The 14443-nt window shown below is 69.7% G+C and carries 13 protein-coding genes; 5 read left to right on the top strand and 8 right to left on the bottom strand.

The annotated features are described in order from the left end of the window. Positions 1–88: 88 nt before the first annotated feature. The 4 genes from ehuA to ehuB are packed head-to-tail and all read right to left on the bottom strand — an operon-like array spanning position 89 to position 3216. Positions 89–913, bottom strand: a complete 825-nt coding sequence (gene ehuA, locus ACTWQF_RS15810) for an ectoine/hydroxyectoine ABC transporter ATP-binding protein EhuA (protein ID WP_443280021.1) — start codon at positions 911–913, stop codon at positions 89–91. Continuing rightward, positions 903–1553, bottom strand: a complete 651-nt coding sequence (ehuD, locus tag ACTWQF_RS15805; RefSeq protein ID WP_443280020.1) for an ectoine/hydroxyectoine ABC transporter permease subunit EhuD — start codon at positions 1551–1553, stop codon at positions 903–905. Before ehuD ends, ehuA begins: the two co-directional genes overlap by 11 nt. Next, positions 1553–2293: an ectoine/hydroxyectoine ABC transporter permease subunit EhuC gene (gene ehuC / locus ACTWQF_RS15800; RefSeq protein ID WP_443280019.1), complete on the bottom strand. Its 741-nt coding sequence runs from the start codon at positions 2291–2293 to the stop codon at positions 1553–1555. Before ehuC ends, ehuD begins: the two co-directional genes overlap by 1 nt. Next, complete coding sequence (gene ehuB / locus ACTWQF_RS15795) at positions 2290–3216, bottom strand: ectoine/hydroxyectoine ABC transporter substrate-binding protein EhuB (RefSeq protein WP_443280018.1); 927 nt, start codon at positions 3214–3216, stop codon at positions 2290–2292. Before ehuB ends, ehuC begins: the two co-directional genes overlap by 4 nt. 124 nt (positions 3217–3340) lie before the next feature. Here ehuB and ACTWQF_RS15790 point away from each other — a divergent pair, with 124 nt between their 5' ends. Next, on the top strand, positions 3341–3862 hold the full coding sequence (locus tag ACTWQF_RS15790) for a DUF3830 family protein (RefSeq protein WP_443280017.1): 522 nt from the start codon (positions 3341–3343) through the stop codon (positions 3860–3862). A gap of 63 nt (positions 3863–3925) precedes the next feature. On the opposite strand, the gene ACTWQF_RS15785 is transcribed toward ACTWQF_RS15790, so the two are convergent. Together ACTWQF_RS15785 and ACTWQF_RS15780 are read right to left on the bottom strand one after the other, a co-directional pair. After that, positions 3926–5338: an amidase gene (locus tag ACTWQF_RS15785; protein ID WP_443280016.1), complete on the bottom strand. Its 1413-nt coding sequence runs from the start codon at positions 5336–5338 to the stop codon at positions 3926–3928. 682 nt (positions 5339–6020) lie between these two features. After that, positions 6021–7019 (bottom strand): D-2-hydroxyacid dehydrogenase, encoded by a 999-nt coding sequence (locus ACTWQF_RS15780; protein ID WP_443280015.1) that lies wholly within the window; start codon positions 7017–7019, stop codon positions 6021–6023. 237 nt (positions 7020–7256) lie between these two features. Here ACTWQF_RS15780 and ACTWQF_RS15775 point away from each other — a divergent pair, with 237 nt between their 5' ends. Beyond that, positions 7257–8216 (top strand): maleate cis-trans isomerase family protein, encoded by a 960-nt coding sequence (locus ACTWQF_RS15775; RefSeq protein ID WP_443280014.1) that lies wholly within the window; start codon positions 7257–7259, stop codon positions 8214–8216. 192 nt (positions 8217–8408) lie between these two features. Next, entirely contained in the window at positions 8409–9146 is a 738-nt protein-coding gene (locus ACTWQF_RS15770; RefSeq protein ID WP_209263659.1) for a maleate cis-trans isomerase family protein, read from the top strand. 27 nt (positions 9147–9173) lie between these two features. Here ACTWQF_RS15770 and ACTWQF_RS15765 read toward each other — a convergent pair whose 3' ends face one another. Then, complete coding sequence (locus tag ACTWQF_RS15765; RefSeq protein WP_443280013.1) at positions 9174–10355, bottom strand: MFS transporter; 1182 nt, start codon at positions 10353–10355, stop codon at positions 9174–9176. Positions 10356–10492: 137 nt separating this feature from the next. Here ACTWQF_RS15765 and ACTWQF_RS15760 point away from each other — a divergent pair, with 137 nt between their 5' ends. Continuing rightward, positions 10493–10891 (top strand): winged helix-turn-helix transcriptional regulator, encoded by a 399-nt coding sequence (locus ACTWQF_RS15760; RefSeq protein ID WP_443280012.1) that lies wholly within the window; start codon positions 10493–10495, stop codon positions 10889–10891. A gap of 124 nt (positions 10892–11015) precedes the next feature. Next, the gene (locus ACTWQF_RS15755) at positions 11016–12128 is read left to right on the top strand and encodes an LLM class flavin-dependent oxidoreductase (RefSeq protein ID WP_443280011.1); all 1113 of its coding nucleotides are present in this window, start codon (positions 11016–11018) and stop codon (positions 12126–12128) included. Positions 12129–12242: 114 nt separating this feature from the next. Here ACTWQF_RS15755 and ACTWQF_RS15750 read toward each other — a convergent pair whose 3' ends face one another. Then, positions 12243–14045: a putative bifunctional diguanylate cyclase/phosphodiesterase gene (locus tag ACTWQF_RS15750; RefSeq protein WP_443280010.1), complete on the bottom strand. Its 1803-nt coding sequence runs from the start codon at positions 14043–14045 to the stop codon at positions 12243–12245. Positions 14046–14443: the final 398 nt, after the last annotated feature.

The raw sequence follows: 14443 nt of genomic DNA, 5'->3' as shown, positions 1-14443 counted from the left end.
ACACACAACCGAGCCCGCGCCGGGGGCGGCGCGGGCTCGGCAGGGGAGCGGGGAGGCCGGCGGCCGTACGGACCGCAGGCCCACGCCTTCACAGGACGGCGCTGAGGAACTCCCTGGTCCGCTCGTGCTCCGGGTCGGTGAAGATCTTCTCCGGCGCACCGGACTCGATGACCCGGCCTGCGTCGAACATCAGCACGTCGTCGGAGATGTCCCGCGCGAAGTTCATCTCGTGCGTGACGCAGAGCATGGTGATGTCCGTGGAGTGGGCGATGTCCCGCAGCACGTCCAGCACCCCGGCCACCAGCTCCGGGTCGAGCGCCGAGGTGACCTCGTCCAGCAGCAGCACCTGCGGGCGCATGGCGAGCGCACGGGCTATGGCCACTCGCTGCTGCTGACCGCCGGAGAGCTGGCTGGGGTACTTGTCGATGTGGTCGGTGAGACCCACCAACTCCAGCAGCTCACGGGCACGCTGCTCGGCCTCGTCCTTGCCCAGGCCCAGCACGTGCACCGGCGCCTCGGTGATGTTGCGCAGCACCTTCATGTTGGGGAAGAGGTTGAACTGCTGGAAGACCATGCCGATGTTCTTGCGGACCTCGCGCGAGTGTCTTTCGCCCGCCGGCACCAGCTTGCCGTTCTTCTCCTCGTGGGACAGGTACTCGCCTCCCACCTTGATGGTGCCCTCGTCGGGCTTCACCAGGGTCATCAGCAGCCGCAGGATCGTGGTCTTGCCCGATCCCGAGGGGCCGATGAGGGTGACGTGCTTGCCGGAGGACACGTTGAAACAGAGGTTGTCCAGCACCACGTTGCTGCCGTAGCGCTTGGTGACGTTGTCGAACTTGATCAGTTCACTGCCGTCGACGGCCGGGTTCGTACCGCCGTTCGCGGATGTGCTTGCGTTCTTCTCAGCGGACAAGACGACGCTCCAGGGCTCGCATCAGCAGGGATGCCGGGTAGGCGATGAGGATGAAGGCGATGCCGACCACGGTGATCGGTTCGGTCGGCTGGAAGGTGGTCGCGGTGAACTGCCGGGCCTGGCCGAGCATTTCGAGCGCGCCGATCACCGCGATCATCGGGGAGTCCTTCAGCATCGCGATCACGTAGTTGCCCAGCGCGGGCACCACACGGCGGATCGCCTGCGGCAGGATCACGGCGCCCCATGTACGGCCACGCGGCAGGCTCAGCGCGGTGCACGCTTCCCACTGCCCCGCCGGCACCCCGTCGATACCGGCGCGGTAGACCTCGGCGGTGTACGTCGAGTAGTGCAGCCCCAGGCCGATGACGCCGGTGGTGAGCGCGGAGAGTGTGACGCCCCACTCCGGCAGGACGTAGAACAGGAAGAACAGCTGCACCAGCAGCGGCGTGTTACGGACGAACTCGGTGACGACCATCACCGGCCAGCGGACCGCCTTCAGCGGCGACCGCTGGGCCATCGCCCAGACCAGGCCGAGCGCGAAGGCGATCAGCGAACCGAGCACCAGCGCCTGGAGCGTGACGAGCACGCCGTCCCAGAAGCGCGGCATGAAGTCACCGACTGCGGACCAGTCCCAACTCATCAGGCAGCACCTCCCGCGCTGGACTTGGAGATGGCGGTCGCCTGCCGGATACTGAGCTTCTTCATGCCCTTGCCGTTCGCCGGGGCCTGGCCGATCCCCGCCTTCGCCTTCCGCTCCACGGCGCGCATCACACGCGTCAGCAGGAAGGCCAGGACGAAGTACATGACCAGGATGATCGTGTAGACGGGGGCGCTCTCACCGAGCGCGTTGCGCACCAGCGCGGCCCCGAAGGTGATGTCGCCGACGCCCAGCACGGACACCAGCGCGGTGCCCTTGAGCAGTTCGATCAGCAGGTTGTTGGCGGGCGGGATCATCTCCGGCCATGCCTGCGGCAGCAGGATCTTCGTCAGCCGCTGCCAGGGCGAGAAGCTGAGCGCGATGCCCGCCTCCTGCTGCGCCGGAGCCACGGCGGCCAGCGAGCCGCGCACGATCTCCGAGCCGTAGGCGCCGTACGACAGGCCGAGCGCCAGCACCGCGGCCCACATCGGCACGAGCTGCCAGCCGAACGCCATCGGCAGCACGAAGAACATCCAGAACATGAGCACCAGTGCCGAGGTGCCCCGGAAAATCTCCATGTACAGGCCGGAGAGGAACCTGACTATCCACAGTCGGTGGGTCCTGGCGACGCCCACCACAAAGGCGACGAACGCACCCAGCGCCGCGCTGTAGACGGTCAGCTGGACAGTGACCCATACGCCCTTGAAGAGCAGTTCCCACAAGCCCGCGGTGAGGTCCGTCATGCGCAACGCTCCTTCGCGGTCATTTTGGTCATCTCCTCCGGCAGGAAGCCGAAGGGCTTCATGATTCGGAGGAGTTCACCGCTCTTCTTCATCTTGCGAAGCTCGCGGTTGAACGCTTCCCGGAGTTTCGTTTCCGTCTGACGGAATGCGAATGCGCCGGTACCCAAATCGGGCTTTCCATCCAACTTCGGGGTGAACGCCTTGGTGTACTCGGCTTTCCGGCTCTTGGTCTGCTTGACCACGTTGCGAACGGTGACGGCAGTACCGGCGAATACGTCGGCCCGGCCCTGTTCCACGGCAAGGAGTCCGGCCAGCTGGTCGGGCAGCAGAAGGATTTCCGATTCCTTGATGCCCACCTCGGCCGCGTAGGCGATTTCCGCGTACCCGGTGCCGGTGGCCATCTTGGCGCCGGCCTTCTTGATGTCCGCGTAGTTGTGCAGGTTCTTCGGATTCCCCTTGCGGACGATGAACGCGTCGCGCATCTCGTACTCGGGGTCGGCGAAGAGGACCTGCTTGCACCGGTCGGGCGTGATGTACATACCGGCTGCGACCACGTCGAACTGCTGCGAGTTGAGGCCCGGGATCAGCGAGTTGAACTCGGTCGGGAACGGCTGGACGTTGGGGACTCCCAGCCTCTGGAAGATGACACGTGCGATGGCAGGCGAGCTCCCCGTCAGCTCGCCGTCCTTGTCGATGTAGCTGTAGGGCTGTTCACCGGCGAGGCCCAGTTTCACTGTTCCCTGGGCCTTCAGCCGCTCCAGAAGATCTCCCCCGTTCTCGGTGTCCGCACTGGACACCCGGCTACATGCGGTTGTTGCACCGAGTGCACCCACCGCACTCAAGGACGCCGCTCCTGCGAGCAGCGACCGACGGCTCAAACGTCTACCGGCACCTGCCGTGTTGTTCCTCTGTGGTGGAGCCATGGGCGCGCGTATACCCAGCAGTGCCGAGGATATGCAGATAATTTCAAGCCGTTATGGGGTCGCGCTGAGGGTGACATCTGCGTCACCATTAGCAGGTAAATGACCACCCCTGTGCGGAGGCACGATGGCTGAGCGCTTCATTGAAGTGTCGTTGGACAAGCGGGGAGTGAGCTGCACGGCAAAGCTGCTCGACGACCGCGCCCCGATCACTTGCGCGGCGGTGTGGGACGCACTGCCGCTGGGCGGCGATGTCTACCACGCGAAATATGCGCGTAACGAGATCTACGCCCTTATTCCCCCCTTCGCCCCCCAGGAGCCGCCGCTGGAGAATCCGACCATTACCCCCATTCCAGGTGACCTCTGCTATTTCACCTTCTCCAACACTCAGCTGGCGACTCCGGGGTACGGATACGAGGCCGCGGCGGAGCAGCAGGGAACACAGGCGGCCCACACCAATCAGGCCACCGTCATCGACCTCGCGCTCTTCTACGAGCGCAACAACCTCCTGATCAACGGCGATGCCGGGTGGGTCCCCGGCATCGTCTGGGGTCAGATCGTCGAGGGTCTCGACGAGATGGCGGAAGCCTGCCAGGACCTCTGGCGTTCCGGCGCCATCGGCGAAACCCTCAACTTCCGCCGAGCCTGACGAAATGACCCGTTGGGGGCCTGCCCCCAACGGGTCCGTGATCAACTCACCGGCAACACACGCTCAGTTCAGGGCCGAGGGCACCTCGGCAGCGACCCCGGCCTCGTACAGCGCGTGCGAGGCGCTCAGTACGAGGGCATCCGCATGCCGCGGGCCGACGAGCTGCACCCCCACCGGCAACCCCTCGCCGTCGGTGCCGCACGGCACCGAAGCGGCAGGCTGCTGCGTCATGTTGAACGGGTAGGAGAACGGCGTCCACCCGGTCCAGCGCGTCAGCCCGGACCCCTCCGGCACCTCAACCCCCGCCTCGAAGGCGGTGATCGGCATGGTCGGCGTCACCAGCAGGTCGTACCGCTCGTGGAAGGCGCCCATCAGCCGGCCCAGATCCATCCGCTCGTCCACGGCCGCGAGGTAGTCCAGCGCGCTGCGCGCCGCACCATCCGCGCAGATCTCCTGCAAGCCGGGATCCAGACTCTCCCGCTGATCTTGGCTGAAACCTTGTGTGACCCGCGCCGCACCGCTGAACCACAGGGCGTGGAAGGAATCGACCGGATCGGCGAACCCCGGATCGGCCTCCTCCACGACCGCGCCCAGCTCCTCCAGCAGCGCGACGGCGCTTCGTACCGCTGCCGCCACCTCCGGGTCCACCCGCACCCGGCCCCCGAAGTCGGGGGAGAACGCCACCCGCAGCCCTCGTACTCCTTCCGCGCCGGCGGCCAGCGCCCCGCGGAAGCTGTGCGGCACCGGCCCCAGGTGCGACCAGTCGCGGGGGTCGGGCGCGGTGATGACGTCCATCAGCAGTGCCGCGTCCTCCGCGTCCCGCGTCATCGGGCCGACGTGCGCGAGCGTCCCGAAGGCACTCGCCGGGTAGATGGGCACCCGCCCGTAGGTGGGCTTCAGTGCGAAGATCCCGCAGAACGAGGCGGGGATCCGCACCGAGCCGCCGCCGTCCGTGCCCAGCGACAGCGGCCCGGCACCCGTCGCGACGGCCGCGGCACTGCCGCCGCTGGAACCGCCGGCGGTGCGGTCGGGCGCGTACGGGTTGCCGGTCACGCCGTGCCGGGGGCTGTCGGTGACGCCCTTCCACCCGAACTCGGGCGTCGTCGTCTTGCCCAGGAAGACGGCGCCGCTCTCCCGCAGCCGGGCGACCGACGGCGCGTCCTCGTCCCAGGGCCCGGACTCGCCCACGGCCCGGGAGCCCTTGTAGGTGGGGCCGCCGCGCTGGAGCAGGATGTCCTTCACGGTCACCGGTACCCCGTCGACCGGGCCCGCCGGCTCGCCGCGCTGCCAGCGCCCCGCCGACTCCTCGGCCTGCTGCAGCGCGTCCTCGCTGTCGATACGGACGAACGCGTTCACGCGCTCCTGGGTCTGTGCTGCGCGCTCCAGCGCCGCCCGGGTGACCTCCACGGGGGTGAAGTCCCCCGTTTCGTACCCCGCCACGAGCTGGGTCGCGGTCAGGGCGTTGAGATCGGACATGACGAAACCTCCCGAGAGACCGGGCACCCCGCAACGCGGGGTGCCACAGGACGACGAGCCCCGGCCCGCACGAGGCGGACAAGAGGCACCCCGGCCGAACGGCTCGGCAAAGCGAACCGGGTAAACGAACCGGGAAAGCAAACGGGTAAAGCAAATCGGCAAAGCAAACCGGTAAAACGAACCGGATAAACAAACCAGGTAAGCCAACCGGCTGAACGGAATCGACCCGGCCGACCGACCGGCTGAACACCTGGCAAGGCATCGCCGGACACTCGTCCGGCGGCCCCCGGAGCCCCTGGCCTTCCCGGCCCCGGATGCCCGGCCTTCCGGCCCGGCCCCTTCCGGTCCCGGCCATGGTGTGGCCGAGGCCGTGACCCGGGACGGGGCCGCCCGAATCCGAGGCCGGACGGCCCAGGGCCCGGGCCTGGATCCAGGTCCGGATCCACGTCCGGACCCAGGTCCGGAGCCGAGGCTCCGGCCAAGCCGAACTGAGGTCGGACGGGCCGGACCCGGGGGCAGGACCTCAGCCGGAGGCGGCCGAAGCCGGCCCCAACGGCCGGTCCCGATACCGGTCCCGGCGCCCGTCCTCCCGTGGCCGGGCCCCCGCCCGGGCGGACGTCCGCGCCCCTCCGGGCGCTCGCGTCCGCCCGGGCGGGCCGGAGGCCGCGCAGGCGGGTTCGGCTCAGGGAGCCGGGTCGGGGGATGTCGGCGTCGGCGGCGCCGTCGGAACGTAGCCCAGGTTCTTGTCGACGACGTTGAGCAGCGGCTCGCCCGCCTCCCAGCGGTCGAAGTTGTCCAGGAACTGCTCCGACAGGTCGTCGCGCCAGCCGATCGTGTCGCCGCTCATGTGCGGCGAGATGAGCAGTCCGGGCACGTCCCAGAGCTTGCTGTCGGCGGGCAGCGGTTCCTCGGCGAACACGTCCAGTGCGGCGCCCTTGATGTCGTGCTTGAGCAGCGCGTCCACCAGGTCTTCCTCGACCACGTGCGCACCCCGGCCCACATTCACGAAGTGCGCTTCGGGCTTCATTCGCGCAAACATGGCGGCGTCGAACATGCCCGTCGACTCCTGGGTGAGCGGCGCCACACATACGACCCAGTCGGACTCGCCGACCAGGCCGGGAAGCGAGGCGATGTTGTGTACTCGCCCGAATTCGGGGTCCGTGTCCCGTGCCGTCCGGCCGACGAGGTCCACTTTGACACCGAGTGCCAGCAGTGCGCGCCCGATTTCCCGGCCGATCGGGCCCGAACCCACGACCGTCGCGCGACTTCCGCCGAGCCGGAATGTCTCCCGGTGCCGCCAGCGCCGCTGCCGTTGCAATTCCCATGTGCCACGGAAGTCCTTGGCCATGGCCAGCACGAGTCCGAGGACGTATTCGGCAATCGGCCGGTCGAAGACGCCTCGTGCATTTGTGATGACGGTCTCACGTCCGTCGGCGAGCTCCGGCAGCAGTCGGTCGACACCGGCGCTGGGTGTGTGCACCCAGCGTGGCCTCGGCCCGTCGCCCGGCCATGCATCGCGCACCGCGTCGGAGAGAAAATCCCAGACCAACAGCACATCGGCCTCGGGTAGTTGGTCGGCGAGAGTCTTCTCGTCGGCATGCATGACGCGTGCGCGTCCCGCGAGTCGGTCGAGCCGCGGAAGCGGCTCGGCGTCGAGGACAAGAACGCAGGTTTCGGACATAGGCAGGAAACCGTTTCGAAACGCAGGGACGGTTGGCTGAACGTGTGAGCCGGGGGAGGGACGGGAACCAGCCTCATTGGCGGGATTGACCACGGTAGGGAGCAGAAACTACCTTCGTCAACAAAGACATCTGTCCCGGCGTCCCGGCTTCTGACCGGCTTTGCTTTTCCTCTGACTTCCCTTGACTCAGGGGCCTTCTGGCCATGAGCCTTCCCCTCCGTTCTTTTGGGGCCCGAAATGGACGTCTCCTTCCTCGGCGGACCGCTGCCGCAGCGCGGCGTAGGAATCGTCGCTCCCTTCGACTTCGCACTGGACCGTGAGCTCTGGCGCTGGGTGCCGGACGACGTGTCCTTGCATCTGACCCGAACTCCCTTCGTTCCTGTGGAGGTCAGCCTGGACCTGGCCCGCCTGGTCAGCGAGCATGAGACGCTGCGCGAGGCGGTAAGGGCGCTGTGCGCCGTGGCCCCCGAAGTGGTGGCCTACGCCTGCACGTCGGGCAGTTTCGTTGGCGGTACGGCCGGCGAGCGGGCCATGGCGGCTGCCATGGCCGAAGCCGGTGACATGCCGGCCCTCACGACCTCGGGTGCCATGCTGGACGCACTCCGCGAGATCGACGCCCGGCGGATCGCCATCGTCACCCCGTATACCAAGTCGGTCACCGACTCCCTGGAGGAGTACCTGGACGAGGCCGGTATCGGCATCACCGGGCGCTGCTACATGGGGCTCACCAGGGAGATCTGGCGAGTGGCCTACCGGGACGTGGTCGACATGGCGCGGGAGGCGGTGGTGGACGCGCCGGACGCGCTGTTCATCTCCTGCACCAACCTCCCGACGTACGACGTGATCCCGCAGTTGGAGGCCGAGCTGCGGATGCCGGTGCTCTCGGCCAACCAGGTCACGATGTGGGCCGCGCTGCGCGCGGTCGGCAAACAGGCAGTCGGCCCCTACCAGGCGCTGCTCGACCCGGTCGCCCGGCGCGGCCCGGCCGCCATGACGTCCACCACCGGCACCCAGCCGGTGGCCCACGAGACGGACGGGCTGGTCGAGCCGGAGGAGCAGCAGAAGCACGAGCCGGAGGCGGCGCTGGCGGGGGCGGGCACCGAGTCCACCGAGCCGCTGGAGGGTACCTCCGATCTCGGTTACGGGCAGTCCGGCCATCCGGAGGAGTGGGGCGGCGGCACCCAGCCCCCGGCCTGACCCGCTCCCGCTCCGTACGACCCCTCGAACCCGTTCGATCCGACCGCCGTACCGCTACCGGCAGTACGGCGGTCCAAGTACGCGCGTACGCCCGGTACGCGCGTACACATCCAGCCCCATCCCCCAACACCCCCACCACACCCCCCAAGTCCTCACTTCACCCACAGTTCTGAGCACGCACAGGAGGCGTAGATGGCACAGGCGGCATCGGCACCGGCGGTCGGATTCCTCTACCCCGGCTACTCGGCCGAGGACGACTACCCGAGGCTGGAGCGAATCCTCGCCGAGGCGGGCGCCGAGGTACGGCTGCCGCTCGTGCACACCGACATCGGCGAGGACGCCCACCGGGTGGACGCGCTGCTGGAGATGGGCTCGGCCGCGCGGCTCGCCGCGAAGGTCGAGGAGGTCAAGGGCCACGACATCCAGGCCGTGGTGTGGGCCTGCACCAGCGCCAGCTTCGTCTTCGGCTGGGAAGGCGCGCACGAGCAGGTGCGGGAGCTGGGGGAGACGGCCGGGCTGCCGGCCTCCAGCACGTCCTTCGCGTTCGCCCACGCCGTCCGCGACCTCGGCGTCGAGCGGGTCAGCATTGCCGCGACGTACCCGGAGGACGTCGCCGAACTGTTCACCGGCTTCCTCAAGGCCGCGGGCGCCGAGGTGGTTGCCATGCGCGGCAGCGGCATCATCACCGCGGCCGAGGTGGGCACCTGGGGCGAGGAGGAGGTGCTGGCCCTGGCCCGCGGCGGCGACCACCCCGACGCGCAGGCGGTGCTGCTGCCGGACACCGCACTGCACACCGCGGCCTACATCCCGGCCCTGGAGGCCGAGCTGGGCAAGCCCGTACTGACGGCGAACCAGGTCACGGCCAAGGAGGGGCTGCGGCTGCTGGACCTCAAGGTCCACTGCCCCGCACTGGGCGCGCTCTTCTCCTGACGGGCCCGTGCGCTTGGCGGTGGCCCGCTATCGGCTGCCGCCAAGTGCCGGCTCGGGCTCGCCCGCAGGGGCGTTCCGTTCGCGGCGCAGCGAGTAGGCCGCGATGCCCAGCCCGGCGAGGGTCGTGGCGGCGGCGACCAGATGGATGGCGCGTGTCCCGGGCCCCTCGATGACCCGTCCGCCCAGCCAGGCGGCGCAGGCGGCGGCGATCTGGAAGCCCGAGGCGTTGACCGCGATCGCCAGCGTCGGTGCCGAACCCGCGGTGGCCAGCACCCGGGTCTGCATCCCCGGAATGATCGCGAAGGCCAGCACCCCGAGGACGAAGGTCAGCACCGCCGCGAGCGCCCGCACCTCACCGGCGAGCCAGAACAGCACCAGCACCCCCGCCAGCACGGCAAGCAGCCCGATCAGCGAGGGCAGCAGTGCGCGGTCCGCGAGCCATCCGCCGAGGAAGTTCCCGGCGAAGGCGCCGACACCGTAGACCAGCAGCAACACCGGCAGTGCGCCCGCGCCGAAGCCGCTGACCTCGGTGAGCAGCGGCGAGATGAAGGTGAAGACGGTGACGACGCCGATGTTGCCCAGCACCGTGAGGGCGAGCGCCAGTTGGAGGTCCCGCCGGGCGAAGACACGCAGCTCGCCCAGGACGGAGCCGGTGGCGGTGGCCGGCTGGGCCGGTACCGAGGGCAGCACCAGCGCCAGGGCCAGCACGGTGCAGGCCGCCACCGTTGCGAAGGTCGCCTGCCAGCCGAGCCGCTGCCCGACGAAGGTGCCGATCGGCGTGCCCAGGATGATGCCGAGGTTCATACCGAGGGTGAGCTTGGCGACCGTGGACGCCTGCTTGCCGTCCGGCGCCAGCGAGACGGCGGTGGTGATCGCGACGGCGAAGAACGTGGCCACGACCAGCCCCGCGACGAACCGCGCCGTCAACAGCGTGCCGTAGCCAGGGGAGAGCGCCGAGGCGACGTTGCCCAGCACGGAGACGGTCACCAGGCCGACGATCAGCGGCTTGCGGGCCAGCCGTGCGGTCGCCGTGGTGACCACAGGGCCGCCGACGATCATGCCGAGCGCGTACGCGGTGACCAGCTGGCCGGCTGCCGGGACGGAGACCGACAGATCGGCGGCCACCTCTTGCAGGATCCCGGCGGTCACGAACTCGCCGGTGGTGAAGCTGAAGACGACAAGCATCAGCGAGAAGACGGAAAGGGGCATGGCGCAGGCATTCCTTCGGGGAGACGGGGTGCGGATGCGCCGATCCTCGTTCTACGCTTTCTGCTCAACAAGTACCGACTTCGAAGTGGGGTACTTACCAAAAAGTGAGTGCCCGAGGTGAGAGCAGGGTGGCTGCCATGGCGGTACGCGAGTGCCGGACGACGTTCGTCTCCGGGCTGGACGTGGCCCTCGATGTGGCGGGGGGCAAGTGGAAGGGGCTGATCCTCTGGGCGCTGAGCGACGGCCCCAAGCGCTTCGGTCAGCTGCGCCGTTGTCTGTCCGGGGTGAGCGAGAAGATGCTCATCCAGCATCTGCGGGAGCTGGAGCGCGACGAGGTGGTCCACCGCGAGGTGCACCACGCCGTCCCGCCCAGGGTCGAGTACTCCCTCACCGGTTTCGGCACCACCCTCGTCGAAGCGCTGCGCCCGCTGGGGAAGTGGGGGACCGAGCACCGCAGCCGGCTGGAGGAGGTCCGCACCGCGACGAACGCGCGGAGCACCGCCGCGGCAGCCCCGGGCGCGACACCGGCCGAGTAGTCGGCCAGGTGGTCGGCCGTCGGGAAGACAGCGGCCCCCTCGCGTGTTGTACCGGCTCGTGGTCCGTGACCCCTTCGGGAAAGCGGGACCGCGCATCGGAACGCAGGAGGAAGGCGAAGCCATCGTGAGCCAGGCAGGCGAGGACGCACAGCATGGGGACCCGGTCGACGGCATCCGGGGCGAGGCGCGGGGCGAGGCCCCCGTACCCCTCTCCGTCCTCGACCTGGTGAACGTGGGCGAGGGATACACGGCTGGGGACGCGCTGGCGGCCTCCACCCGTATGGCCGAGCTCGCCGACGCCCGCGGCTTCACCCGCTACTGGGTGGCCGAGCACCACTCCATGCCGGGCGTCGCCAGCTCCTCGCCCGCCGTCATCCTGGCCCATCTGGCCTCGCACACCCGCCGCGTCCGGCTCGGCTCCGGCGGGGTGATGCTGCCCAACCACGCGCCGCTGATCATCGCCGAACAGTTCGGCACACTGGAGGCGCTGGCGCCGGGCCGGATCGACCTCGGGCTGGGCCGGGCGCCGGGCACCGACGGGGCGACGGCGGCGGCACTGCGCCGCACCGAGAAGCTGCGTGAGGGCGCGGACGACTTTCCGCAGCAGCTCGCCGAGCTGGTCAGGTTCCTGGACGACGACTTCCCCGACGGCCACCGCTACGCCCGTATCCACGCCGTGCCGGGCCCGGTCCAGGCGCGGAGCAACGGGGCGAAGGCCGCCGCGCACCGGCCGCCGGTCTGGCTGCTGGGCTCCTCCGGGTTCAGCGCCCAGCTCGCCGGGCAACTGGGCCTCCCGTTCGCCTTCGCCCACCACTTCTCCGCCGCCAACACGCTGCCCGCGCTGGAGCTCTACCGCGAGACCTTCCGCCCCTCGGCCGTACTGGCCGAGCCGTACACCCTGATCGGTGCCGCCGCGCTGGCCGCCGAGGACGAGAAGGAGGCCCACCGCCAGGTGCTGACGGGGGCCCTGTCGATGGTGCGGCTGCGTACCGGCCGGCCGGGGCTGATCCCCACCCCGGAGGAGGCCGAGGCGTATCCCTTCAGCCCTGTGGAGCGCGACTTCGTGGACAGCTGGCTGGGCAACGTCACCTATGGCACCCCCGACGCCGTACGTGACGGGCTGAACGCTCTGGTCAAGCGCACCGGCGCGGACGAGTTGATGCTCACCGCCAACGCCCACACCCCCGAAGCCCGCATCCGCTCACTGGAACTCATAGCCGACGCCTACGGTTTGTGAGCCCGACCGGGGGCCTGGGGGCGAAGCCCCCAGACCAAGTCCGCCGCGACGGCGCGCAACCCAGACGGCGCGAGTCCGGCGGAATCAAAGAAGCCCGCAACCACAACGTCCGACTCACACAGCCACGCGCACCAGCAGCTCCGCGATCCGGTCGGCCTCCATCGGCTTGGCGTAGTGCCAGCCCTGGCCCGTGTCGCAGCCGATACGGCGCAGCCGCTCCGCCTGTGCCGGGCCCTCCACGCACTCGGCGGTGACGGTCAGGCCCAGCTTGTGGGCGAGCTGGACCAGGGCCGTCACGATCGTCTCGTCCGCGGGGTTCTGATGCCGGGCCGTACGGAAGCCGCGGACGAAGGTGCCGTCCAGCTTGAGCGCGCGCACCGGGAGGCGGCTGAGATAGGCGAGGTTGGAGTAGCCGGTGCCGAAGTCGTCGATGGCGATCCGGACGCCCATCTCCGACAGCGCCTGGAGCGCCTGGAGGGGGCGTCCGGCCGAGCCCATCACCGCGGACTCGGTCAGCTCCAGCTGGAGCAGCCCGGCGGGCAGGCCGGTCTCCTCCAGGATGTCGGCCACGTCCTGCACCAGGTCGGAGTCCCACACCTGCCGCACCGCCACATTGACGCTGACGTAGAGCGGCGGCCCGGGGTGCTGCCGCATCCAGCGCCGCGCCTGGCGGCAGGACTCCTCCAGCACCCAGCGGCCCAGCGGCACGATGGCGCCGTTCTCCTCCGCGAGGCCGATGAACCGGTCCGGGCCCAGCGTGCCGAACTGCGGATGCCGCCAGCGCACCAGGGCCTCGACACCGCGCAGCATGTCGTCGGCGAAGCCCACGATCGGCTGGTACTCCAGCACGAACTCGCCGCGCTCCACGGCCCGGCGCAGGGTGGAGGAGAGGGCCTGCCGGGTCATCCGGTGCGCGTTGCGCTCCGGATCGAAGAGGGTCCAGCGGGCCTTGCCGTCGGCCTTGGCCCAGTAGAGCGTGGTGTCGGCCGCCTGCATCAGCTCGGTGGGCGTGGTGCCCGCCGTCTCGCGTTCGACGACGCCGATGCTGGCCGAGACCGCCAGCCGCTGCCCGGCCAGGTCGAACGGCCGCTGGAGCGCGGCGAGTACGGACTGGGCGAGCTGGGTCAGCTGCTCGGTGCCGGTGGACGACTCGACCAGCAGCGCGAACTCGTCGCCGCCGAGCCGCGCCACCAGATGGCCGCCGCATTCCGCGCCGCCGGCCTCGGCGCACTGCGTCAGCCGCTGGGCGACCGCGTCCAGCAAGCTGTCGCCGATGCGGTGGCCGAGGGTGTCGTTGACGGCCTTGAAGCCGTCCAGGTCGATGTAGCACAGCCCGGTCCTGCCGGTCGCCGACTCGGCCAGCGCACCGGCCAGCCGTTCGAAGAACAGCGTGCGGTTGGGCAGCCTGGTGACCGGGTCGTGCATCTGGAGGTGCCGCAGCCGCTCCTGGAGATCGCGGCGCTCGCTGACGTCCGCGATGGACAACAGCGCCTCGCCGCCGCGCGAGGTGGGGGTCACGGTGATCTCGGCCCAGAGGGTGTGGCCGTCGGCGTGTTTGAGCCTGCGGGTGCAGGACATCCGGTCGGTACGGCCCTGGAGCGCCTCGTGGTAGGCGCTGCGCACCCGCCCGTCCAGGCCGAGTCCGGCCAGCTCGGCGATGGGCCGTGCGGTCAGCCGGTGCGGCTCGGCGCCGAGCAGGGCGCCCAGCGCGCGGTTGGCCGTCAGCACCCGGCCATTGGGGTCGACGATGGCCATCGGCAGCTGCGCCGCGTGGAAGGCGGCCCGGAAGTCGCTCTCGTTGTGCCCGTGGTGTGCGCGCCGTCGCCAGCGCTTGTGGCTACTTTCCGTGATTGTCTGGGGTTGGGTTACGAGGGCTTCGCCGGAGTCTTTGCCCGGTCCTTCGAGGGGTCCGTTCACCGATCGCTCCGCGGGGGGCTCGTCTCGTGCGGATCGGTCGGCCGGCTGCCCGTAGGCCGCCCAGGGGAGGATCCGCGCTGGAAATGTGCCGATCATAGAGGCTGACGCACGAGCGGAGCCAGTGTCTCCGCTGCGGTTGCCGGTCGCTCATGCGGCCGAGGGGCGGGCATGGGCGCGTGGGTGACCGTTTCTGCACCGGTGCTGAGAGCGCCCTGACCACTAACGACCGACAGTTACGAAGAGTAGTCATACTGCGGTTGACTCGTCCGGTCTATCGAAACGGGGCATAGCCGGACATACGGCGCGAGCCTGGGGAGGGTCCATCAGTCCTCTTCCGGTGAGGTCTTCGCGTGGCGCGTGCGTCTGTACCCGACGGAGTGGCCCCGCGCCGCCTCGGG

This window comes from Streptomyces sp. 8N114, assembly GCF_052245835.1.
Classification (GTDB): domain Bacteria; phylum Actinomycetota; class Actinomycetes; order Streptomycetales; family Streptomycetaceae; genus Streptomyces.
Note: the sequence above shows the minus strand (reverse complement) of the source record. Positions and strands in the feature narration are given on the sequence as shown.

Excerpts from the sequence above, each read along its gene's own strand:
- ehuD (WP_443280020.1), bottom strand. The coding sequence starts at position 1,553 with ATGAGTTGGGACTGGTCCGCAGTCGGTGACTTCATGCCGCGCTTCTGG.
- ehuC (WP_443280019.1), bottom strand. The coding sequence starts at position 2,293 with ATGACGGACCTCACCGCGGGCTTGTGGGAACTGCTCTTCAAGGGCGTA.
- ehuB (WP_443280018.1), bottom strand. The coding sequence starts at position 3,216 with ATGGCTCCACCACAGAGGAACAACACGGCAGGTGCCGGTAGACGTTTG.
- ACTWQF_RS15790 (WP_443280017.1), top strand. The coding sequence starts at position 3,341 with ATGGCTGAGCGCTTCATTGAAGTGTCGTTGGACAAGCGGGGAGTGAGC.
- ACTWQF_RS15785 (WP_443280016.1), bottom strand. The coding sequence starts at position 5,338 with ATGTCCGATCTCAACGCCCTGACCGCGACCCAGCTCGTGGCGGGGTAC.
- ACTWQF_RS15780 (WP_443280015.1), bottom strand. The coding sequence starts at position 7,019 with ATGTCCGAAACCTGCGTTCTTGTCCTCGACGCCGAGCCGCTTCCGCGG.
- ACTWQF_RS15775 (WP_443280014.1), top strand. The coding sequence starts at position 7,257 with ATGGACGTCTCCTTCCTCGGCGGACCGCTGCCGCAGCGCGGCGTAGGA.
- ACTWQF_RS15770 (WP_209263659.1), top strand. The coding sequence starts at position 8,409 with ATGGCACAGGCGGCATCGGCACCGGCGGTCGGATTCCTCTACCCCGGC.
- ACTWQF_RS15765 (WP_443280013.1), bottom strand. The coding sequence starts at position 10,355 with ATGCCCCTTTCCGTCTTCTCGCTGATGCTTGTCGTCTTCAGCTTCACC.
- ACTWQF_RS15760 (WP_443280012.1), top strand. The coding sequence starts at position 10,493 with ATGGCGGTACGCGAGTGCCGGACGACGTTCGTCTCCGGGCTGGACGTG.